The organism is Brachybacterium sp. FME24 (assembly GCF_014897705.1).
Classification (GTDB): Bacteria; Actinomycetota; Actinomycetes; order Actinomycetales; family Dermabacteraceae; genus Brachybacterium.
Genome location: NZ_JABUXV010000016.1, coordinates 53,846 through 75,460, shown reverse-complemented (window position 1 = coordinate 75,460; position 21,615 = coordinate 53,846). Strand labels below are relative to the sequence as shown.

17 protein-coding genes and 1 tRNA gene are annotated in these 21,615 nt (G+C 71.8%); 13 read left to right on the top strand and 5 right to left on the bottom strand.

Annotated features, from left to right (window positions below):
* Positions 1-13: 13 nt before the first annotated feature.
* The 4 genes from INT51_RS16995 to INT51_RS16980 all read left to right on the top strand — a co-directional run bounded on the left by INT51_RS16995 (position 14) and on the right by INT51_RS16980 (position 4,397).
* Positions 14-1,465, top strand: coding sequence for a dihydrolipoamide acetyltransferase family protein (locus INT51_RS16995; protein ID WP_193106520.1), 1,452 nt, complete (start codon positions 14-16; stop codon positions 1,463-1,465).
* 108 nt (positions 1,466-1,573) lie between these two features.
* Positions 1,574-2,185: a CrcB family protein gene (locus INT51_RS16990; RefSeq protein ID WP_304502229.1), complete on the top strand. Its 612-nt coding sequence runs from the start codon at positions 1,574-1,576 to the stop codon at positions 2,183-2,185.
* A complete protein-coding gene (locus tag INT51_RS16985) occupies positions 2,182-2,595 on the top strand; it encodes a CrcB family protein (RefSeq protein ID WP_193106519.1) in 414 nt (137 codons plus the stop codon). Before INT51_RS16990 ends, INT51_RS16985 begins: the two co-directional genes overlap by 4 nt.
* A complete protein-coding gene (locus INT51_RS16980; protein ID WP_193106518.1) occupies positions 2,592-4,397 on the top strand; it encodes a cytochrome c oxidase assembly protein in 1,806 nt (601 codons plus the stop codon). The genes INT51_RS16985 and INT51_RS16980 overlap by 4 nt, the downstream gene beginning before the upstream one ends.
* A 63-nt stretch (positions 4,398-4,460) precedes the next feature.
* Here INT51_RS16980 and INT51_RS16975 read toward each other — a convergent pair whose 3' ends face one another.
* Both INT51_RS16975 and INT51_RS16970 read right to left on the bottom strand, forming a co-directional pair.
* Entirely contained in the window at positions 4,461-5,888 is a 1,428-nt protein-coding gene (locus tag INT51_RS16975) for an NAD(P)/FAD-dependent oxidoreductase (protein WP_193106517.1), read from the bottom strand.
* An 88-nt stretch (positions 5,889-5,976) separates the two neighbouring features.
* The gene (locus INT51_RS16970; protein WP_193106516.1) at positions 5,977-6,981 is read right to left on the bottom strand and encodes an N-acetylglucosamine kinase; all 1,005 of its coding nucleotides are present in this window, start codon (positions 6,979-6,981) and stop codon (positions 5,977-5,979) included.
* A 270-nt stretch (positions 6,982-7,251) separates the two neighbouring features.
* On the opposite strand from INT51_RS16970, the gene INT51_RS16965 reads away from it, so the two are divergent.
* The 7 genes from INT51_RS16965 (at position 7,252) to INT51_RS16935 (ending at position 17,641) form a co-directional block, all read left to right on the top strand.
* Positions 7,252-8,217 (top strand): N-acetylmuramic acid 6-phosphate etherase, encoded by a 966-nt coding sequence (locus INT51_RS16965; protein ID WP_193106515.1) that lies wholly within the window; start codon positions 7,252-7,254, stop codon positions 8,215-8,217.
* Between the two features lie 122 nt (positions 8,218-8,339).
* Positions 8,340-10,061 carry an ABC-F family ATP-binding cassette domain-containing protein gene (locus INT51_RS16960; protein ID WP_193106514.1) on the top strand — a complete coding sequence of 574 codons (1,722 nt, stop codon included), beginning with the start codon at positions 8,340-8,342 and terminating at the stop codon, positions 10,059-10,061.
* 133 nt (positions 10,062-10,194) lie between these two features.
* Complete coding sequence (locus tag INT51_RS16955; protein ID WP_193106513.1) at positions 10,195-11,481, top strand: O-acetylhomoserine aminocarboxypropyltransferase/cysteine synthase family protein; 1,287 nt, start codon at positions 10,195-10,197, stop codon at positions 11,479-11,481.
* A gap of 103 nt (positions 11,482-11,584) precedes the next feature.
* Entirely contained in the window at positions 11,585-12,289 is a 705-nt protein-coding gene (locus INT51_RS16950) for an HAD family phosphatase (protein ID WP_193106512.1), read from the top strand.
* Positions 12,286-12,999 (top strand): HAD family phosphatase, encoded by a 714-nt coding sequence (locus tag INT51_RS16945; RefSeq protein ID WP_226985847.1) that lies wholly within the window; start codon positions 12,286-12,288, stop codon positions 12,997-12,999. The genes INT51_RS16950 and INT51_RS16945 overlap by 4 nt, the downstream gene beginning before the upstream one ends.
* A gap of 115 nt (positions 13,000-13,114) precedes the next feature.
* The gene (locus INT51_RS16940; protein ID WP_193106511.1) at positions 13,115-15,103 is read left to right on the top strand and encodes a thioredoxin-like domain-containing protein; all 1,989 of its coding nucleotides are present in this window, start codon (positions 13,115-13,117) and stop codon (positions 15,101-15,103) included.
* 45 nt (positions 15,104-15,148) lie between these two features.
* The gene (locus INT51_RS16935; protein ID WP_193106510.1) at positions 15,149-17,641 is read left to right on the top strand and encodes a pyrophosphatase; all 2,493 of its coding nucleotides are present in this window, start codon (positions 15,149-15,151) and stop codon (positions 17,639-17,641) included.
* 151 nt (positions 17,642-17,792) lie between these two features.
* Here INT51_RS16935 and INT51_RS16930 read toward each other — a convergent pair whose 3' ends face one another.
* On the bottom strand, positions 17,793-18,368 hold the full coding sequence (locus INT51_RS16930) for a TetR/AcrR family transcriptional regulator (protein ID WP_193106509.1): 576 nt from the start codon (positions 18,366-18,368) through the stop codon (positions 17,793-17,795).
* A 122-nt stretch (positions 18,369-18,490) separates the two neighbouring features.
* Positions 18,491-18,561 (bottom strand) — tRNA-Gly (locus INT51_RS16925).
* A 155-nt stretch (positions 18,562-18,716) separates the two neighbouring features.
* Between INT51_RS16925 and dcd the strand changes: the two genes are divergently transcribed.
* Together dcd and INT51_RS16915 are read left to right on the top strand one after the other, a co-directional pair.
* On the top strand, positions 18,717-19,310 hold the full coding sequence (gene dcd, locus INT51_RS16920) for a dCTP deaminase (RefSeq protein ID WP_193106508.1): 594 nt from the start codon (positions 18,717-18,719) through the stop codon (positions 19,308-19,310).
* Positions 19,307-20,146: a hypothetical protein gene (locus tag INT51_RS16915; protein WP_193106507.1), complete on the top strand. Its 840-nt coding sequence runs from the start codon at positions 19,307-19,309 to the stop codon at positions 20,144-20,146. Before dcd ends, INT51_RS16915 begins: the two co-directional genes overlap by 4 nt.
* Here INT51_RS16915 and INT51_RS16910 read toward each other — a convergent pair whose 3' ends face one another.
* Entirely contained in the window at positions 20,147-21,508 is a 1,362-nt protein-coding gene (locus INT51_RS16910) for an MFS transporter (RefSeq protein WP_193106506.1), read from the bottom strand.
* Between the last annotated feature and the right edge of the window lie 107 nt (positions 21,509-21,615).

Sequence of the window (21,615 nt, the reverse complement as noted above, 5' to 3'; positions counted from 1 at the left end):
AAGGATCCCTCCCATGCCTGGAACATCATCCTCCTCGTCGGTCGTGACGATCGCCCTCACCGACCCCGGTGAAGGACTGACCGAGGCCGAGATCATCGACATCAAGGTCGCCGTGGGCGACACCATCGCGATCAACGACGCCGTGATCGAGGTGGAGACCGCCAAGAGCGCCGTCGAGCTGCCCAGCCATGTCGCCGGCACCGTCACCGCGATCCTCGTCGCCGTCGGTGACGAAGTGCCCGTCGGCTCCGCGCTGCTCCAGGTCGACACGGCGGGGGGCCCGGCCCCGACCGAGGGCCAGGGTGCGTCCCCGGTCGACGCCACGGCAGCGGCCGGCGACGCCGCCCCGGAGCCCGAGGCCACTCCGACGGAGGACGCTGCCGCATCGGCAGAGCCCGCCGAGGACGAGCCCAAGAACCTCGTCGGCTACGGCGCGAAGGCGGCCCCGCAGCGTCGGCGTCGGCGCCGCGGTGCTCAGGACGACGGCCCGCAGGTGCCGATCGACCGCATCCTCGCCAAGCCGCCGGTGCGCAAGCTCGCGCGGGATCTCGGCGTCGCCCTGGCGGACGTCTTCGCCACCGGTCCCGACGGCACCGTCACGCGGGCCGACGTGCTCGCCGCGCAGCAGCGCGCCATGTCGGGGGACACCCCGTCCGCCCAGGACGGGGACTACTTCCCCGAGGAGTCGCCTCAGGCTCCGGAAGGGCTCGGTGTCGCCATGAAATCCACCCGTGATCAGCCCTTCGCCGGGGTCACCAGCGACGAGCGCACCACCCGGGTGCCGATCCGCTCGGTCCGCAAGCGCACCGCCGAGGCGATGGTGGCCTCGGCGTTCACTGCTCCGCATGTGACGGTCTTCAACGAGATCGACATGACGCGGACGGTGCAGATCATCTCGGATCTGAAGGCGTCACGCGAGTGGGCCGACGTCAAGGTCAGCCCCCTGGTGGTGATCGCCAAGGCGCTGCTGGTCGCGATCCGGCGCAATCCCGAGATCAATGCCTCCTGGGACGAGCAGAACCAGGAGATCGTCTACAAGCATTTCGTGAACCTGGGGATCGCGGCGGCCACTCCGCGCGGGCTGATCGTCCCGAACCTCAAGGACGCGCACCTGATGACGCTGCGCGAGCTCGCCGAGGGCATCGACGATCTCGCCAAGACCGCCCGCGCCGGCCGCACCTCGCTGTCCGATACTCGCGAGGGCACCATCACCATCACGAACTTCGGGGTGTTCGGGATCGACTCCGGCACCCCGATCCTGAATCCGGGCGAATCCGTGATCGTCGGCGTCGGCGCCATCAAGGACAAGCCCTGGGTGGTCGACGGGCAGATCGTGACCCGCAAGATCGCCCAGCTCGCACTGAGCTTCGACCACCGCCTGATCGACGGTGCCCTGGGCTCCGTCCTGCTGCGCGACCTCTCCGCGGTGCTGGAGGACCCCGCGCTGGGTCTTGTATGGGGCTGATCGGCGATGCAGGCGGAGCGCGTGGGGATCGGCCGGGACAGTGTGGGGTTGATGGCTCGGCGCGGCACTCTGTGACCGGCCCGCTGCGGTCGTCGGTACCCTGATCCGGTGACCTCGAGCCCTACCTCGCCATCGCCGACCCCGCGCCGCGACGACCCGCGGATGCAGACGGTCGAGATGGCCGCGCTGCGGTTCGAGGACGTCACCGCCGCGGACACCTTCGGATCGGGGCCCGTGCAGGTCCCGCTCGCCCCGTGGAGGGTCGCCCTGCTGGTCGCCGCCGGCGGCGCGGTCGGCGCGATGCTGCGCTTCGCGCTCACGGTGATCGCCCCGACGGTGACCACGCCCACGCTCGTCGAACTGCCCTGGGCCACCTTCTGGGTCAACGCGATCGGGTGCTTGGGCCTGGGCGCTCTGTCGGGTGTGCTCGACGTGCGGCCCGGCAGGCCCTGGATGCCGCCGCTGCTCGGCACCGGCCTGTGCGGCGGCTTCACCACCATGTCCACCGTGGTGCTCGAGGGCTCCGCGATGATCGGTGCGGATTTCCCCTTGGAGGCCTTCGGATACGCCCTGCTCACTGTGATCGTGTGCCTCGGTGCCGTCGTGGTCGGCATGCTGGGCGGGAGTCGGATCGCCACCCGGGTCGCACAGCAGCGTGCTGATCGTGAGCCGGAGGTCGCGCCCGGCCAGGCCGACCAGGATGAGGAGACCATCTCATGAGCGCGGGGACCTTCCTGCTCGGCATGCTGCTGGTCGGAATCGGAGGCGCAGCCGGTTCGGTGCTGCGCTGGGGACTGCGCGAGCTCGGAATGCGCCAGGCCGCTCAGCGCAGCAGTGACGGGGATGTGCGGGCGAAGCCCTGGCTCACGTTCCTCGCCAACGCGATCGCCTGCTTCGTGCTCGGCCTCGTGGTGGCGCGACTCGGTGCAGCGGTCTCCGGTGCCGGGGAGCTCGGCTTCCTGCTGCTCGCGGTCGGCTTCTGCGGGGGGCTCTCCACTCTCTCCACCGCCGCGCTCGATGTCGTCGAACTGATCCGCCGCGGCAGCGTCGCCATCTCCGTGGCCTATTTCCTGCTCTCGATCGGCACCGGGATGGCCATGCTGTGGGTGGGCCTGGTGATCGCCTCGTGACCGCCCCCGCTCTGCGACGGCCCTCCGCCCCGGTCGTCGCCGGTCTTCTCGGCGCGCTCCTCGTGCTCTGCCTGATCGCCGCCGTGGCGGCCGACGCGGCCGGCGGCGACAACCTCGTGCTGCGTGATGCGGGGCCCTTGGCCCGCGTCGGTGCCCCGATCGCCGCGATGATCGCGGACTTCGCGGCAGCGCTCACCCTGGGAGGCGCCGTCGTCGCCGGGTGGCTGCTGCGCCGGGAGCAGGACCGCAGCCGGGCGTTGACCCTGGTCGCCGTCGCGGCCGCGACCACCACCCTCGCCCGGGGAGCGTCGCTCGCCTTCTCGTACGCCGTCGCCACCGGTCAGCCGGTCGGGTCCCCCCGCTTCGGCTCCGACCTCAGCGTGTACCTGGCGACCGAACTGGGCGTCTGGCTCCTGATCGCGCTGGTCATCGCTGCGGCGGCCACCACGCTCGCCGTCACCGGCACCTCCCGCGGGGTCGCTCGGGCAGTCGCGGCCGCCGCTTCCCTGGTGGCCTTCGCCAGCGCGATGACCGGTCATGCGGCCGGTGATTCGAGCCATGAGGTCGCCACGTCCACGATGCTCGTGCACCTGTTGGCGGTGGGGATCTGGTTGGGCGGGCTGGCGGTCCTGCAACTGCTCCCGCGCACCTCCCGTGACGACGTGGCGGTGGTGCGCGGCTACTCCCACCTGGCATTGATCTGCTGGACCGCCCTGTTGCTGAGCGGGGTGTGGGCGCTCGCGGTGCGCATGAACTCGCCAGCGGACGTCCTCACCAGCGCGTACGTCCAGCTCGGCATCGCCAAGGCCGTGCTGCTGCTCGCGCTCGGCGCGCTCGGGGTTCTCCAGCGCCGCCAGCTCGCCACCGGGTTCTCGGCGGACGGCACCGGCCGCCAGGCGGCCGCCACCTACCGGCGACTGGCGGTCCTCGAACTCGCGCTGATGGGACTTGCGGTGGCGATCGCTGCGGCGATGAGCTCCTCCCCGCCACCGGCCGACGCCGGCACTCCGCCCGCCGGCCCGGCAGGCGTCCTGACCGGGTATCCGTTGCCGCCTGCTCCGGATCCGGGATCGGTGCTGACCGCCTGGCGCCCCGACCCCTTCGGCATGATGCTTCTGTGCATCGTGCTGCTGGTGTGGTGGAGGCCGCGGGGGCCCGAACGCCACCGCGGGGCAAGCCTGCGATTGCTGCTCGGGGGGCTCGTGCTGGTGCTGCTGACCAGCGGACCTCTGAACGTGTACGGCAAGGTGCTGGTCTCCGCGCATCTGCTGCAGCACGCGGCGCTGCTGGCAGGCGCCGGCGTTCTGATCGGCAGCGCGGTCACGCTCCCGCCACTCCTGACGCGCATGCTGGGGGCCCGATGGTGGCTCGCGCCGCCGGTGGCCGCGCTCCCGGTGGCGCTGCTGGCGGCCGCGTATGCGGGGCCGTTCCTGCGGCTGGCCCTGGACGGTCACGCGGCGCATCTGGCCCTGCAGATGCTGGCGCTGGCCGGCGGGGTGCTGACGACCCTGGTCGTGCGCAGCATCGAGGGCACCGCTCGGCGCCTGGTGGTGCTCGCAGCGCCGCTGCTGCTGGGGTTGGCAGCGGGGATCGTCCTGGTCAGCACCGATCTTCTGATGGCTGCGAGCTGGTTCGGTGCGACCGGCCGGGAATGGATGCCCGACGCGTTGGCAGATCAGCAGCGCGGCGGCCTGGCCCTGCTCGCGGTGACTGTGCTCGTAGCGATCGCGGCGATCACAGCGATCACCGTCGGGATCAAGCCTCGTCGGGGTGCCGAGAAGGGTGCCGCGCGACGTCCGTGACGACGTGGGCGCTGACGCAGCTGCCGGTCCGGCCGACGCAGCTGTCGACCGGGCCGCGCAGGATCAGTCGAACAGGTCGCGGACGGAGCGCAGCCGTGCCAGCAGGGTGTCGCGGTCTGCGGTGGGAACCAGACTCTCTCCGGACCCGCCGGCGCTGGGAGCCGCGCTGCGGGCGGTGACCCTGTGCGCTCCGAACGCCCCGCCGAGACGTCCCAGCAGACCGTCCCCGCGGGAGGAGGCCGCAGCGGGCACGGCGGTCTCGGAGCCAGCGCGCAGGCGCTGGAACCGCTGAAGCGCGGGGGAGGCGCCGTCGCGGTCCGCGGCCAGCACGTAGGCGGCGATGTCGGCCTGCTCGACGAGCACCGGCAGCGCACCGCCGGCCACCCGCTGCTGCCCCAGGACCACGAGGTCGTCCCGGCCGCGGGGGAAGGCCCCGAGGAACAGGTCGAGGTCGCCGCTCGCGGTGCGCGGCACGACGTCCTCGGGCAGGTGGCCCGCACCGGATTCGTAGCCGGTCGCGAGGATGATCAGGTCGGGCGCAAAGCTGAGGTGACCGGCATGCTGGGCAGGTCCGTCGTGCGTGATGGTGCCGTCCGCATCGACCCCGGTGACCTCACCGGCGGGAGTGATGCGACCTTCGCGGACGCGGTCCAGGACGTCATCGGAGATGATCACGGAATCCTCGAGCAGCGACGCCGCCGGGCGGGGCAGTCCGGCATCGACGGGGTTGCCCACGCTGCGGGAGACGACCGCCTCGGCGATCTTCTCGTTCAGGCCCCCCAGCACGGCGGGCTCGCGGGAGGCGGCGACGTCCCCGGGGACCCCGCCGATGCGGCGCGGTACGACCCAGTGGCCGCTGCGCATCGACCAGCGCACCTCGAGCGCACGTCGGGCGGCGTCGACCGAGATGTCCGCGGCGGATTGTCCCGACCCGACGACGAGGACCCGCTTGCCCTCGAGGCCGTCTGGGCCGGTCCACTCCGAGGAATGGATGACCTGCACGGATGTCGGGACGTCGGCGGCCCAGTCGGGGCGGTGCGGGCGCCCGGAGATGCCGTGCGCGGAGACCACGGCGCGGTAGATCGCCACCTCGCCGGTGGACAGCTCGACCTGCCAGACGTTGTCCTCGAAGGGGCGCGCGTAGCGGACCTCGACGCCGGGACGGAAATGCTCGGTCAGCTCGTGCCGCGCCGCGTACGCACGCAGGTACTTCGCCATGTGGCCCGGGGTCAGGAACTCCGGGAAGGACACCGGCTGCACCATGTCCTCGAACTGCGTGAACTCGCGGGAGGAGATCATCTCCATCGCGGGCCAGATCGGCGTGTCCGATCGCTCCTGGTTCCAGATACCACCGACGTGCTTGGCGCGGTCGACCAGGTCGAAGGGGACCTCCAGCGCCTGGAGGGCCGCAGCGGCCGCGAGGCCGGCGGGACCGGCGCCGATGATCAGCACCTTCTCGCGCGTGGGGATCTGGTCGTGGAGGTCAGGCATCGAATAGAGCCTTCCGAGTCGGGCGGCGCGCGGTGCCCGGGATCAACCCCCGGACACCCGGCTCAGCGGCGGGCAGACGCTGGCCATCCTAGTCTTCCACCGGTCGGGCCAGGACGGTTCCCGCCTTCTCCCGCGCGAGGAGCAGCGCTCCCGGCAGGCCGGTGGCGGCAGTGCAGAAGGTGCGCCCCTCGGCGCGCAGCCCGACGACCACCTCGTCATGGATCGGTCCTGCGGTGGCGAGCACGGATCCGGCCAGGACCACCGGCAGCCCGGCCTCCGGGTCCAGGGCGTGCACCGTGTCCCGCACATGGCGCACGGCGGTGTCGAGGATCTCCCGGGCTGCGGGGTCCTCGGGGACGGTTCCCGGCAACCGGGCGAAGCGTCCCAGCGCGGCCGGGGACCCGGCCGGCAGGCACTCGTCCACGGCGCGGATCAGGTCCTGGCGGGGATCGCCGGTGGGGGAGGGAGGCAGCAGCCCGTCGCGCAGATCGAGATCGAGCATGTCGCCGACCTGATCGGTCAGCGCAGTGCGACGGCCGCGGCCGTCGAGATCGGCCGCCACCACCTCCAGGGTGCGCCGTCCCAGCCAGACGGCGGAGCCGATGTCGCCGAGGAGCCAGCCCATCCCGTCCCGGCGGGCGATCGCCTCTCGGTCACGGAAGCGGACCGCGACCGCGCCGGTCCCGGCCAGCACGAGCAGCCCGTCGTCCCCGACGCCGCCGGCGAGGAAGGCAGTGTGCAGATCGTCGGTGACGAGGATCCGCTCCGGGGCGATGCCCAGGCCCGCGAGGCGTTCGCCGACAGCGCGCCCCACCTCGGCGGCCCGCGCCGGCCCGGCGCCCGAGATGCCCAGCGCGATCGCGGCGACCTCGAGACCGTCACCCACCTCGCGACGACCGCGTGCGAGGACCTCGCGCACGGTCTCGGCCAGGTTGTCGAGGGCCGCGGCGCCCGAGGAGCGCAGGTTCGCGCCGGGACCCTCGGCCTCGGCGAGGACGGAGCCGCCGACGGAGGCGAGGGCGAGCCTCGAGCTGGTGCCGCCGATATCGCCGGCGATCACGACGTACGACGGCGCGGTGGCGTCGGCGTCCATGACAGATCTCCCTCGTTCGATTCCCCCTGGAGCGGGTCCCCATCGTAGGGCGAGGGGAGATGACGGTGATCCCTCGGGCCATCGGACGATCGCGGTGACCACGATCGGACCGCGACAGGGGCCACGATCCGGGCCTGCTCGCGGCGCGGGAGGGCGGTTCCCTCGCGCCGACCTCGTTACCCTGGTCGGGGTGGATGTGGCTCGAAGTCGGTGATCACCGGTGATTCCGACGGCCGTTCCCGCCCCTAGGCACCGACCCCAGGAGATACCGTGACCGATCCCCACCGCGACGAGGCGACCACGCTCGTGACACTGGCCTCGCCCACCGAGGAACGCAATCCCGCCAGCGCCGAGCTCGATGCTCTCGATGCCAGAGGCATGGTCGACGTGATCCTGTCCGAGGATGCGAAGGTCGCCGCTGCGGTGCAGGAGCAGGCAGGCCCGATCGCCGAGCTGGTCGAGGTCTGCGTGAGCGCGATCGCCGGGGGGAACACGGTGCACTACGTCGGCGCCGGGACCTCGGGGCGACTCGCCGTGCTGGACGCCGTCGAGCTGGCCCCCACCTTCAATGCCGACGAGTCCATGGTCTCTGCGCACCTCGCCGGAGGGCCAGGAGCCTTCCTCACCGCGGTCGAAGGGGCGGAGGATGATGCCGCCGCCGGCGGCGCGCTGGTCCAGGACGTCTGCGTCGCCGGCGACGTGGTGATCGGGCTGGCCGCGAGCGGCCGTACGCCCTTCGTGCGCGGCGCCCTGCAGGTGGCTCGTGCAGCGGGCCTGCCCACTGCACTGATCTCGGCGAACCCCCTGGCGGAGCTCGCGGGAGATGCGGACATCCCGATCCTGCTGGACGTGGGCCCCGAGGTGGTCACCGGCTCGACCCGGATGAAGGCCGGCACCGCCCAGAAGCTGACCCTGAATGCACTGTCCACGGCCACGATGGTGCGCCTGGGGACCACGTTCGGGAACCTCATGATCGATGTGCGGCCCACCAATGCGAAGCTCGTCGGCCGCACCGTCCGGATACTCGTGCAGGCCAGCGGCGCGAGCGCGGAGCACGCCGCCGAGGTGCTCGACGCCGCCGGCGGCAGCATGCGAGTCGCCCTGGTCGCCCTGCTGGCCGGTGCCGATGTCGAGGCGGCCGTTGCGACGCTCGCCGAGTTCCCCCGCGATCCGCAGCGCGTCGGCGATCCGGCCGGAATCCGCTCCGCCGTCGCGGCGCTGACCGCGCAGGCCTGACGCCCCGGGGCGCCGCCCCGAAAAATCCCTCGACGAACCCGCGCTGTGACTCCTACAGTCGCCGCATGCGCCTTTGATCAGCCCCCGTCCCTCGCCGCTTCTTCGCGATCTGGAGCTGATCCATGTCTGTACGTCCTCCCACCCCGGCCTCACCGGCCCCCGCCCCGGCTCTCCCGACCGGGTCCGGTGATTCCGCCCTGCACCTGCGGGCCGACGGGATCTCCTTCTCCTTCCCTGACCGCAGGGTCCTGACGGACGTGAGCCTGGTGGTGCCCGCCGGCCGCCCCACCGGCCTGCTCGGGGAGAACGGCAGCGGCAAATCCACCTTGCTGCGCCTTCTCGCGGGCGATCTCTCGCCCGACGGCGGCACGAGCTCGGCCCCCGGCCCGGTGGGAATCCTCCATCAGGAGCTGCCCTTCGGGGCCGGAGCGACCTTGGCCGACGTGATCGGCGATGCCCTCGCCCGCTCGCGACACCTCGAGACCGAGCTCGTCGAGGCAGGGGAGGCGCTCGCCGCCGGAGACGGGGAACCTGCCCCGCACGCGATGCGCCGCTACGACGAGGTGCTCGCCGAGGCGACCCTCGCCGACGTCTGGAACGCCGATCAGCGTGCCGAGAGCGTGGTGGCGGGGCTGAGCCTTGCGGGCGTGGACCAGGGCACGCCCCTGGGGGAGATCAGCGGCGGCCAGCGGGAGCGGCTCGCTCTCGCCCACCTGCTGATCGCCCGCCCCACCACCTGGCTGCTCGATGAGCCGACCAATCATCTCGACGACGCCGGGGCGGCGTTCCTCGCCGCGGCGATCGCCGCCCATCCGGGCCCGGTCCTCCTGGCCAGCCACGACCGCGCCTTCCTCGACGATGCGACCACTGGTCAGCTTGATCTCGATCCGGTCGAGTCCCCGGTCCGCACCGATCCCGGTGGGCTCACCGTGTACACCGGAGGATTCAGCGATTACCTGCTGGCCCGCTTCGAGACCCGGGACCGGTGGGAGCACCGCTTCCGCACCGAGCAGGAGGAGCTGAAGGCGCTGCGACGGGCGGTGAAGGACTCCGAGGTGGTCGGGCATCCCGGCGCGGCGCCGCGCACCGAAGGCGGGATGGCCAAGAAGTTCTACGCGGACCGCAATGCGGCAGTCGTCTCCCGGCGGCTGCGAGAGGCACGGGCCCGTCTCGCCCAGCTCGAGGACGACCAGGTGCGCAAACCGCCTGCGGAGCTGCACTTCACCCACCTCCCGTCGGCCCCGCGGCGCGGCAGCGCCGGGGGAGGGGGCGCGGTGCTGCTCACGGCGAGCAGGGTCGAGGTCGCCGGGCGCCTGGCCCCCACCTCGTTCAGTCTCTCGGTCGGGCAGCGACTCCTGGTCACCGGGCCCAACGGCTGCGGGAAGTCGACCCTGCTGGAGACCGTGACCGGGCAGCTCGAAGCCACCGACGGCAGCGTCGATCGTCCCCGTGGGCTGCGTATCGGACACCTCGGCCAGGATGACGTCGCGATCCAGGGCCGCACCGTCGGTGAGCATCTGCGGGCAGCAGCCGCGGGGACCGACGACCCTCCACCCGAGGACGGCACCGTCCCGGAGCTGTTCGGTCTCGTCCATCCTCGGGACCTCTCCCGCCCCCTCGAGCTGCTCTCCCGTGGTCAGCTGCGCCGCGTCATGCTCGCCGCCGTACTGCTGGACCCGCCGGAGCTGCTGGTGCTCGATGAGCCCACCAACCATCTGGCGCTGGTGACCGCGACCCGGTTCGAGAAGGCGCTGGAGGACTGGAACGGCTCGGTGCTGATCGCCTCGCACGACCGCTGGCTGCGGGACCGCTGGCAGGGCGAGGTGCTCGATCTGGCGGGATGAACGGGCCGACACCGATGACCGCATCGCCACCGGCCGGGCGGACGCCACGAGGCGTCATACGAGTTCATGATCCTCGCCGACCCGGGACCGGTGGGCGAAGCTGGAGGCAACACCGTCCTCGTAAGGAGCACCCATGACCGAGCAGCCCCAGAAGTTCGAGACCCTCGCGATCCACGCCGGCCAGGAGCCCGATCCCGGTTCCGGCGCCCGCGCCCTGTCGATCCAGCAGACCACCAGCTTCGTCTTCCCCTCGGCCCAGTCCGCGGCCGATCGCTTCGCGCTCGCCGAGGCCGGGCCGATCTACACCCGCATCACCAACCCCACCCAGAGCGCGGTCGAGGACCGGGTGGCCGCCCTCGAAGGCGGCGCGGCGGGCCTGCTGCTCGCCTCCGGGCAGAGCGCCATCACCCTGTCGATCCTGAACCTCGCCGGAGCGGGGGACTCGATCGCTGTCTCGCCCAGCCTCTACGGCGGTTCCTTCAACCTGTTCAAGTACACCCTGAGCCGCCTGGGCATCACGCCGCAGTGGGTCGCCGACCCCACCGACCCGGAGTCCTGGCGCGCCGCGGCCGACGAGACCACCCGGGCGTTCTTCGTCGAGTCGATCCCGAACCCGAAGCAGGACATCCCGGATCTGCGGGCGATCGCCGACGTCGCCCACGAGGTCGGCGCCCCGCTGATCGTGGACAACACCGTCGCCACCCCGTTCCTGCTGCGTCCCCTCGAGCACGGCGCCGACGTCGTCGTCCACTCCGCGACCAAATTCCTCGGTGGCCACGGCACGTCGATCGCCGGGGTCATCGTCGACGGCGACAGCTTCGACTTCACCGCCCACGCCGAGAAGTACCCGCAGTTCACCCAGCCCGACGAGTCCTACAACGGCCTGGTGTTCGCCACCGTGCCGGCCGCCTTCGCCACCCGCGCCCGCACCAACCTGCTGCGCGACCTCGGCCCGGCCGTCTCCCCGTTCAACGCCTTCCTCATCGGGCAGGGCCTGGAGACGCTCCCGCTGCGCATGGAGCGCCACCTCGAGAACACCCGCAAGGTCGCCGAAGTCCTCGAGGCCGACGAGAGGATCTCGTCGGTGACCTGGGCGTCCCTGGCCTCCTCCCCGTACAAGGAGACGGCTGACAAGTACCTGCCCGGAGGCGCCGGCAGCGTGCTCGGTTTCGTCCTGCCCGGCGGGCTCGAGGCCGGCCGACGCTTCGTCGACGCCCTCACCCTGCACTCCCATGTCGCCAACATCGGCGACGTGCGCAGCCTGGTCATCCACCCGGCCTCGACCACGCACTCCCAGCTCAGCGAGGACGAGCAGCGCGCCGCCGGGATCGAGCCCGGTTTCGTGCGCCTGAGCGTCGGCATCGAGCACATCGAGGACATCCTCGCCGACATCGAGCGGGGCCTGGTCGCCGTCGGCTGATCCGTGCTGCAGGGCACGGCGCCGCCGTCCCGGCGGCGGGGAGCAGGACGGCAGCGCCGGGCCTCGGAGAGGACGTGCAGTCATCGTCGATACCCTGGGCACCATGACTTCCGACCTCGCGACCCTGCCGCCGTCCCCGCTCGATGCGTGGCCCCCGGTCTGGGCCCCGGCCGCCGTGATCTTCGACTGCGACGGACTCCTGGTGGACACCGAAGGCCATTGGGTCTCCCTGCAGGACCAGTACCTCGCCCGGCACGGTGCGTCGCTGGATGCCGTGACCCGTCGTGCGATCACCGGTCGCGCCGCCGAGGTGGTGGTCGTCACCATCGCGGAGGCCGTCGGCAAGGACCCGATGCAGGTGGGCACCGAGCTGATGGAGGAGCACCGCCGCACCATCGGGGACACCATGGCACCCCTCCCCGGCGCCGTGGAGACCCTGCGTGCGATCGCTGCGGTCAGGCCCGTCGCCGTCGCGTCGAACTCTCCCCGGGACATGCTGGAGACCAAGCTCGTCGACCTCGGCATCGCCGACATCGTCGACGCCGCGATCTCCCTCGACGACGTCGAGGCGCCCAAGCCCGCCCCGGACATGTACGTCGCCGCGGCCCGTGAGCTCGGCGCCGAGCCCGCCGACTGCCTGGGCTTCGAGGACTCCGAGACCGGGGCGGACGCCGCGCTCGCCGCGGGGCTGCAGCTGATCGTGGTGCCCTCGATCCCGGGGCAGGACCCGCGTGGCCCACGCCGCCTCCACTCCCTCGCGGACCCGGTGCTGAGCGCCTGGATCGCCGGATGGGAGAGCCCCCGATGAGCACTGTGTCCCCGTCCTCCTCGATGTCCCCCTCGTCCCCTCCCTCCTCGCGCTTCACGGACGCCTTCGGCGACTGGACGCCCCAGGCGGTCGTCTTCGACTGCGACGGGCTGCTGCTGGATACCGAGACGGTCTGGCAGCGCGCCCAGGACACGGTCGTCGCCGCCCGGCGCGTCCCGCTGCGAGAGAGCGACGAGGTCGAGCTGCACGGCTCGACCCTCGAGGACGCGGCGCAGATCATCGCGAGGCGCGCGGGTCATGACGAGCAGGAGGTGCTGGCCGATCTCCTGCGCGAATTCGATCGGGAGTTCGCCCCCGGGATCGAGCTCATGCCCGGAGCCGAGGAGATCGTGCGCCTGGCCGGAGCCAAGGTCCCGCTGGGCTGCGCCTCGAACTCGTGGCTCGAAGCGCTCGAGCACAAGCTGACCCTCGGCGGGCTGCGGGAGCATTTCACCGTGCTCGAGGCCTCCGACACCGTCGAGCACCCCAAGCCGGCCCCGGACATGTACGCAGCGGCCGCCCGTGCTCTCGGCGCCGACCCGGCCGCTGTGCTCGCGCTGGAGGATTCCGGGACCGGGGCGCGCGCCGCCCGCGATGCCGGCCTGCGCCTCCTCGCGGTGCCGACTCCCGGCCACCCCGTGCCCCCCGCGGATCTCGCCCTGACCTCCTTGGCGGATCCGGATCTGGCCGCCTGGATCGCCACCTGGTGAGGGCCGCCGTGCCCGGACACGTACACGGGCGCGCCCACCGGCGCCCCGGGTGCGAATGTCCACGCATGTCACCTGAGTTGGCCACTGCCCGCCGAACCAGTGTTCACTGGACCCCATGACCACACCTCCCGACCCCGCTGCGCCCCTGACCGCTCGAGCCCATGGGTCCGCTCTGCGCGGGCGGGGCTGGCTGAACACCGGTGGCGCCGACCTCGACCTGGAGGCGCTGCGCGGCAAGATCGTGCTGCTGGACTTCTGGACGTTCTGCTGTGTGAACTGCCTGCACGTCCTCGAGGAGCTGCGCCCGCTCGAGGCGAAGTGGGCGGATGAACTGGTCGTCATCGGAGTCCACTCCCCGAAGTTCGAGTTCGAGAAGGATCCCGAGGCGCTGGCCGCGAACATCGAGCGCTACGAGGTCACCCACCCGGTCATCGACGACCCGGAGCTGGAGACCTGGACCGCGTACGGCGCTCGCGCCTGGCCGACCCTCATGGTGCTGGACACCCACGGTCGGATCGCCGGGAACCTGTCCGGTGAGGGCCACGCCGCGAACCTCGACGCGCTGATCACCCGGCTCGTCGCCGAGGGCGAGGCCGATGCCACGCTGCGCCGGGGGCCGGCGCCCACCGTGCTCACCGAACGGCATCCGCAGACCCTCCGCTTCCCCTCGAAGCTGGCCACCCTGCCCGATGGCCGCCTGGTGGTCTCCGACGCCGGCCAGCACCGCCTGGTGGTCTTCCAGAGCGATGGCCAGACCGTCGACGAGGTCATCGGTGTCGGCACCCGCGGCCACCTGGACGGTGACAGCGAGACCGCGCAGTTCACGGAGCCCAACGGCGTCCTGGCCCTGCCTCACGAGGTCGCCCTCGAGGTCGGCTACGACCTGCTCGTGACCGACACCGCCAACCATCTGCTGCGCGGGGTGAAGGTCGGCCAGGATCGCCTGCTGCGCTCGCGCACCGCGACCGAGGTGATCACCGTCGCCGGCTCGGGTGCACAGTGGATGCAGGGCGAGCCTCTTCCCCGCGGTGAGGGCGACGCGCGCACGTACGCGCTGTCGACGCCCTGGGACGTCACCTGGTCTCATGTGCTGAACCGGGCCGTGATCGCGATGGCCGGAATCCACCAGCTGTGGACCTTCGACCCGACCACCGGGGCACTGATGGTGCTCGCCGGCACCACCCAGGAGGGTCTGGTCGACGGCCCCGCCGTCACCTCCTGGTGGGCGCAGCCCTCCGGGCTCGACGAACTGCCCGATGGCCGTATCGTCGTCGCCGACTCCGAGACCTCCGCCGTGCGTGTCCTGGACCCCCAGACCATGCGGGTGAGCACCCTGGTGGGCCAGGGTCTGTTCGACTTCGGTCATGTCGACGGTCCCGCGGGACCGGACGGCGTGGCGCGCCTGCAGCACCCGCTCGCGGTGACCGCCCTGCCCGACGGCCGCATCGCCGTCGCCGACACGTACAACAGCGCGATCCGGATCATCGAGGAGCACACCGGCGACGAGTCCGCAGAGGTTGGGACCGACGATCCCGGGTCCGACGGTGCTGGCGAGCCCGGCTCGAGAGCGCAGGTCACCGTGGTCACCGTCGCGACGGACCTCAAGGAGCCGTCCGCGGCGATCGTCGGCCCTCCGGTCGACGGCATCGGCCAGCTGATCGTCGTCGAATCCGGGGCGCACCGCGTCACCTGGGTCCCGGTCGCCAAAGCCGCCGAGCGCATCATCGACCACGGAGCCCAGCGCTCCGAGCGCCCCGTCACCGAGGTCGGCCCCGGCCCTCTCACGGTCCGGGTGCTGTTCACCCCTCCTGAGGGACACAAGCTCGACAACTCCCTGGGCCCCTCGACCCAGATGACCGTCTCCACCACTCCGTCGGCCATGCTCACTGCGGGCGGCGGCGTCGACACCGAGCTCGAGCGCACGCTGGAGTTCGACCCGGCATACGGCGAAGGCGTCCTGCACGTCAGCGCCCGCGCCGCGTCCTGCGACGCCGATCCCGCGGTCGAGTTCCCGGCCTGCCACATGCACCAGCAGGACTGGGGGGTGCCGATCCGTCTCGTCGACGGCGCCCCGACCCACCTTGATCTGTCCCTGCTCGCCTGAGTAGATCCGCCCACCTCACCGAGCCCCGACGTCGGAAGCTGTCTCTTGGACTTCATCACGCAATTCCCCCTCGGCGATGACATCGCCGTCACCCTGCTGGTGCTCGGCGTGCTCGCCATCGCCGCTCTGGTCGCCGGCGCCATCGTCCCCAGCCGCCTGCGCCGCGACGAGGACAGCCCCGAGGTGGACGACGACCTCGGCCGCCGCCTCGGGAAGCACCTGACCTCGGCCGGATCGATCATCCTGTGGGTCGGCGTTCCCGCGCTGGTGCTGCTGTACCTGGTGCCCGGATCCACCGACGACCGCATCCTGCGCTCGGGAATGCTGCTGGTCGGCCTGCTGCTGGGCCCGTTCGCCGCCTGGCGGGGCCTGGCCGTGCAGCTGGCCGCCCTCGGTGTCGATGCCGAGCGCCGCCCTGCCCTGATCTCGCGCCTGGGGGCACTGACCGTCACCGGCACGCTCGCCGCCGCGATCCTCCCGATCGTCATCGTGGTGTGGTTCCTGCACGCCTCGGGCTCCTCCGCGCTGATGGCGCTCGCCGCCGGCGCCGCGATCTCGGCGCTGGCGATCCGTGTGACGGCAGCTCCGATCGACACCGCCGCGACCGCCTCCGCGCTCCTGGTGGGAACCGACGAGCACGAGACCGCGGCGGACGACGCCGGCAACCTCGGCGCGCCCCACCTGCGCACCACGCGGATGTTCCGCCGCGGCGCCGCCTTCAGCGCCGACCTGGTGGCGCTGACCACCGCAGCCGCCGCTGTCGGCGTCCTGCTGGGCGTGCCCGTGCTGGCCGCCGAAGGGATCCTCGTGGTCCTCCTGGCCCTGGGCGTCGCGATGCTCGCCGCGGGTGTGGTCGCCGTGATCCCGCACCTGGGCCGGCCCGGCCACGAGCGCGGAGCCCTCCGCCTGGGCGGGGTCCTTCCTGCTGTCCTCGGCGGCGCCGGAATGGTCGCGGCCGCTGCACTATGGCTGCCCTCGGCGTACAAGGACCTGCGCTTCGCGCACGTCGGCCTCGAGAACTTCACCGACCAGGCCGTGGCCGGCCCCGAGCCGCTCCCGCGTGAGCAGCTCGAACCGCAGATCGAGGAGGCCGTGACCGATATGGGTCAGTGGGTCTCCGCGACCGACGACTCCCGCGACGCGGGTGCCTTCCTGGATGTGCTGACCCTGTACACGGTCTCTCCGAGCGCGGTCGTCGCCGCTGCGCTGGGCCTGGGTGTCGTCGCGGCTCTGGCCGCGATCCTGCTGCTGGACACCACGGGCCACCGCTTCGGGGGGTCTGTGCTGCGGGCAGCCCGCACCAGCCGCACCGGCGGCGCCCTGGGCACCACGGCCGGTCTCGGGTCCACGGCGCTGGTCGCGGCCGGGGCCCTCTCCCTGCTGCTGATCATCGCCGGGGTGCTCAGCGTGCTCAGCGCCGGGGTGCCGGCCCTCGCCCTCGCCCTGCTGGCTCACGCGGGTCTCGGCGCCCTGGTGGTGGCCGCGGCCTTCGCCGGGTCGCTGCTGGCCCCGACCCTCGCCGACCGTCCGGACTCCGAGCGCGGGCTGCGCGACGCCGCCGCCGGCGCCGCGACCGGCCCGCGAGCCGTCCTGCTCCTGGCCGGAGCACTCACCGCGCTCGCCGCTCTGAGCCCGGTCGTGACCGCCCTGCAGCTCGCCCCGCGAGCGGCGACCGTCTGGGAGGACCGCCTGCTGCACGGACTGTCGCCCACGTCCCTGCCGCTGCTGGCCGGGATCGGCCTGGGCGTGGTCACGGTGCTGCTGGTGACCTCGTCCCTGCTGGACGGCGCTCGTCGCCTCGGTGCGCACGCCGTGGTCGAGACCCGCGCGGCGCTCCTGGAGAAGCGCAGCGGCGTGAACCTGGAGGACATGCCCGAGATGGTCCGTCGCGCCGTGCTGCCGGCCGTGGTGCTGGTGATCCTGATGCCGATCGTCGCCGGCTTCGGCCTGGGCCCGGCGGCCCTGCCCGGCCTCGTCATCGGCGTGGTCCTGGCCGCCACCGCCCTCGGCCTGTGGTCGCTCGGTGCGGGGTCCACCTTGGAGAACGCCGCCGCGGTCATCAGCCACGGGCGCTACGGCGGCCCCGGCTCCTGGGGGCACTCCGGCGCCCTCGGCGGCGCGGTGCTGACCGGGACCCTGCGGGCCACGATCGGTTCGGTCGCTCTGCCGCTGCTGCTGGTGACGTCGCTGATCTCCGCCCTCGGCATCAGCGCGATGGTCACGATGAGCACCGACGGCACCAGCGCGTACCTGCGCTGGGGGATCGCCGTGATCGCGCTGGTCATCGCCCTGACCTGCTGGGTGATCTCCGCGACCGCCTTCGAGGTCGACCTCGAGGACGGCGAGGGGGAGATCTCCAAGCCGCTCTTCGCCCGGGCCGAGGAGGACTCCACCGACAGCCTGGATGCGATGGACTGGGAGGTCGACGACGAGCACGTCGAGCAGGTCCCGGTGACCACCGGGCGCCCGCGGCGTTCCGCGCGGAAGAAGCGCGGCAGTGCCGGGTCGCCGGGCACCGGCAAGGGCTCCGACTCCTAGGAGTGATGCATCCGGAAGGGCCGGCCCTGACGACGAGCAGGTCGTCAGGGCCGGCCCTTCTCCGGTGCTTCCGACGAGGCAGGTCGACTCCATGGAATCGGACCGTCACACCTCACACCGTCGCGGCGGGCAGTCGGGCAGCCGGCTGGGGTCAGAGACGGGCGCCGAGGCCCCGCAGGACGAACACCTCGAGCGCCGGCCGCGAGAACCGTCGCGCGGAGGAGCCGACCAGCAGCGAATTGATGACCCGCACCGTCGCATCGACGTCGAGATCGGCCGCGAAGTCACCGCTGTCGACGCCCTCGTGCACGATCCGTCGCAGCACGTCCTCGATCATCAGGACGTGCTCGCGCATCCGCGAGGCCGCACCCTCGGTCAGGGACGCCTTGCCCATCGATTGCGGCATGTGGAAGGACACCGTCAGCTCGAGCTGCGTGCGCACGTAGGCGAGCGCGGCGTCGCGCGGCGAGGCGGAGTCGCTCACTCCCGCCTTCAGCTGGGTGATGTAGTCGGAGGTCTCATGGAGCGCGTACTCGACCAGCAGGGTCTCGCGGTCCGGGAAGTGGTTGTACATCGCGGTGCGGCCGACGCCGGCGGCCGTGGCGATCTTCGAGAACGTGATCGTCTCGAACTCCTGGGTCTCCAGCAGCTCGGCGAGCGCGGTGAACACCTTCTCGCGCGTGCGTTCGCGATGCTCCTCGAGGGAGCCTCCGATGATCTTGGGCATGACGCATTCTTGCACCTCGACAGGAGGGAGATGACACAGGCCTCGGGGCGGCCGGGCGGCGGCGCCGCCGCTGCGGACCGGGAACGCAAGAACCGCCGGCCGATGGCCGACGGTTCCAGAAGAGCGGGTGACGGGAATCGAACCCGCGCTATCAGCTTGGGAAGCTGAAGTTCTACCATTGAACTACACCCGCGTGGTGCCGCTGCTGGCGACGTGCGACCCCGGACGGGCCACCATCGCTCACGCGAACGCTGGTCAGCCTACCTGAGGTGGCCGAGCTTCGCGAACCGGGCCCGACGACGTGGGATGCGCCGCCGCCGCGGGGCCGGGCCGGATAGGGTTAGCGCCGTGCTGCTGAGCGATCATGACATCCGAGGCCAGATCGAGGCCGGGCGAGTGCGCCTCGAACCCTTCGACGACGAGATGATCCAACCTGCGTCCGTGGACGTGCGGATCGATCGCTACTTCCGGCTGTTCGACAACCACAAGTACGCGATGATCGATCCTGCGACGGAGCAGTCGGATCTCACCCGTGAGGTCGTCGTCTCCCCGCAGGAGCCGTACATGCTGCATCCGGGCGAGTTCGTGCTCGCCTCGACCTACGAGCAGATCACCCTCCCGGACGACGTCGCCGCGCGGCTGGAGGGCAAGAGCTCGCTGGGACGGCTGGGCCTGCTCACCCACTCCACCGCCGGGTTCATCGACCCCGGTTTCCAGGGGCACATCACGCTCGAGCTGTCGAACATGGCGACTCTGCCGGTGGCGCTCTGGCCCGGCATGAAGATCGGGCAGCTGTGCTTCTTCCGCCTCTCGAGCGCCTCGGACCGTCCTTACGGCAGTGCGGGCAATCTCAACCGGTACTTCGGGCAGCGGGGCCCGACGCCGTCGCGCTCGGCCCAGAACTTCCATCGCACCGAGATCCCCGTGGAGGAGGGTCGATGAGCGACGTCGGCAGCCGGAATGACGCCCGCCGCGAGGGCGGGGCCCGCACCGGTCACCGCCTCCAGCTGCCCCGGGACACCGCCGCGCAGGACGTGCTGGCGATGGTGCGCAACGTGCGACCGCTGGCAGTGCTCGGCGAGGACGGCGCGATCGGGACCGGTGAGGACACCCGACTACTGCCGGATCATTCGCCGCGCGGCGCGGGCCGCTGGACCATGGACACCCCGCGGGTGCGGGAGGACCCGGCGCCCGAGGGGATGGGGGACTCGCACGGGTACGCACGGGCGTTTCCCGCCGGGCTCCCCTTCGGGGTGGAGCGGCGGGCGCTGGACCTCCTGTGGTCGCTGGGGCGCCGCCTGTACGGCGCGGTCGTCACCGACGACGGGAACCGGCTGGAGCCCCACCCCTTCCATGTGCGCGACCTGACCGTGGTCAGTCCGCACGCGCTGGCCCCGGAGTCCCTCGCCCAGCTGCTGGCGCCGCTGGAACCCGAGGCGGAGCTCGACGAGATCCCCGAGGGCACCCCTCGCACCGGGTACAGCGCGACGATTCCTCTGCCTGACGGGGACGAGATCTCGGTGCGGGTGTCCCGCAGCACGCGGCCGACGGCCCTGGCCGAGCTCAGCTGGTTGGACAGCGCGGTCGCCTACGAGCTGGTCCACCTGCCGGCGGATGGCGAGGAGGATGCGCTCGAGTCGCCGGATGCGGCCACTGCCGATCGGTGGTCGCTGGCGTATCGCCGCGTCGGATTGATCGCCGGACTGCTGACCGAGACCGTCGGCGGCTACATCGTGGATCTCGAGGGCTTCCTGGTGGATCCGGCCGACCTGGCCTGATCAGCCGGCCACCGGTGCCTTGCCGGCGGCGCCGAGCCTGATGGGGACGAACGCGACCAGTCCTACGGTGATCACGATCACGATGCCGAGGATGCCGGTTCGGGTGTCCTGGAAGAGGGCGACGGTCGCGGCGAAAGCGGCGGTTCCCAGGAAACCCAGGGCCCGCCCCGTCGTCGCGTACAGGCCGAAGTTCTCGGTCTCGCGGCCGGGCTGCGACAGCCGCGTGAGCAGGTTCCTGGAGGCGGACTGCACGGGGCCGACGAACAGGCAGATCGACAGGCCCGCCACCCAGAACACGAGCGCCGAGCCGAAGGCCAGCACCACCAGGCCCAGCACGATGATGCCGAGGCAGCCGACGATGATCACCGGGCGAGGGCCGACGCGGTCGTCGACGCGACCGCCGAGGAAGACTCCGATACCGGCGACCAGGTTGGCGGCGATGCCGAAGAGGATGATCTCGACGGTGGAGAAGCCGTAGGCGTTGGCCGCGAGCACACCTGCGATGGAGAAGACCGCGCCCAGGCCGTCACGGTAGATCGCCGAGGCGACCAGGTACTGCAGCATGATGGGTTCCTCGCGGAACGCACGGATCACGCGCTTGATGATGCTCGCGTACCCCTGCCACGGGTTCCACCGTTCGCCGGGGGCCGACGCCGGATGCTTCGGAGCCCAGAGCATGAGCGGCAGCGTGCCGACCAGGATCCACAGGGCCACGAACACCGGGATCGCACGGTAGTTCCACCCGCCCTCCCCGGTGATGCCGAGCAGCCCGGTCCCGGGCATCACGAACAGCACCAGCACCATGCCCAGGCACACGATGGAGCCCCAATAGCCGACCGCCCAGGCGGTGCCGGAGACCTTCCCGCGGTTCTGCGGCGTGGAGACCTCGGGCAGCACGGAGTTCACGAACACTCCGGCGAGCTCGCTGAACACGACGGCGAGGGCGATGAGGATCGCGCCGAGGGCGAGGTAGTCGGAGTCCAGTGCGACCACCGGCATCAGCGCCACCACGACCACGGTGGCGATCGTGGTGATGCGCAGCAGTGCGTTGCGGGCACCGCCGCGGTCCGCGAGATTTCCCAGCAGCGGCGCGAGCAGGGCGATCGCGACGGCGCCGACGGCCTGCCAGGTGGTCAGCACCTGGGAGCCGTGGTCCTGGGCGGCTTTGATCGCCTCCTCGCCGACCGCGCCCTCGGAGGCCACTGCGCTCGCGACATAGGTCGCGAAGACGAAGGTGAGGATGACGGAGCTGAAGGCGGACATCCCCCCGTCCCACAGGGCGAAGGAGACGACGGGACGTCGGGGGTGCCGCGGAGCGGAATCCGGTGCGACCCGGTCGCCCTGGTCAGGGATGGTGGCCATGAGCACACTCTACGGAGCGCGCCGGGCCCCGCTGCACCGCAGGTGCGAGATGACCCTCAGAATTTACTGAGCGCGCTCCCGTAGAATGCTGGAGGCCCCTTTCCCCG

What these genes read in the sequence shown, in the direction of transcription:
- INT51_RS16930 (WP_193106509.1), bottom strand. Translation starts at nt 18,368, where the DNA reads ATGCCCAAGATCATCGGAGGCTCCCTCGAGGAGCATCGCGAACGCACG.
- INT51_RS16975 (WP_193106517.1), bottom strand. Translation starts at nt 5,888, where the DNA reads ATGCCTGACCTCCACGACCAGATCCCCACGCGCGAGAAGGTGCTGATC.
- INT51_RS16970 (WP_193106516.1), bottom strand. Translation starts at nt 6,981, where the DNA reads ATGGACGCCGACGCCACCGCGCCGTCGTACGTCGTGATCGCCGGCGAT.
- INT51_RS16910 (WP_193106506.1), bottom strand. Translation starts at nt 21,508, where the DNA reads ATGGCCACCATCCCTGACCAGGGCGACCGGGTCGCACCGGATTCCGCT.
- INT51_RS16955 (WP_193106513.1), top strand. Translation starts at nt 10,195, where the DNA reads ATGACCGAGCAGCCCCAGAAGTTCGAGACCCTCGCGATCCACGCCGGC.
- INT51_RS16940 (WP_193106511.1), top strand. Translation starts at nt 13,115, where the DNA reads ATGACCACACCTCCCGACCCCGCTGCGCCCCTGACCGCTCGAGCCCAT.
- INT51_RS16945 (WP_226985847.1), top strand. Translation starts at nt 12,286, where the DNA reads ATGAGCACTGTGTCCCCGTCCTCCTCGATGTCCCCCTCGTCCCCTCCC.
- INT51_RS16950 (WP_193106512.1), top strand. Translation starts at nt 11,585, where the DNA reads ATGACTTCCGACCTCGCGACCCTGCCGCCGTCCCCGCTCGATGCGTGG.
- INT51_RS16960 (WP_193106514.1), top strand. Translation starts at nt 8,340, where the DNA reads ATGTCTGTACGTCCTCCCACCCCGGCCTCACCGGCCCCCGCCCCGGCT.
- INT51_RS16995 (WP_193106520.1), top strand. Translation starts at nt 14, where the DNA reads ATGCCTGGAACATCATCCTCCTCGTCGGTCGTGACGATCGCCCTCACC.
- INT51_RS16985 (WP_193106519.1), top strand. Translation starts at nt 2,182, where the DNA reads ATGAGCGCGGGGACCTTCCTGCTCGGCATGCTGCTGGTCGGAATCGGA.
- INT51_RS16915 (WP_193106507.1), top strand. Translation starts at nt 19,307, where the DNA reads ATGAGCGACGTCGGCAGCCGGAATGACGCCCGCCGCGAGGGCGGGGCC.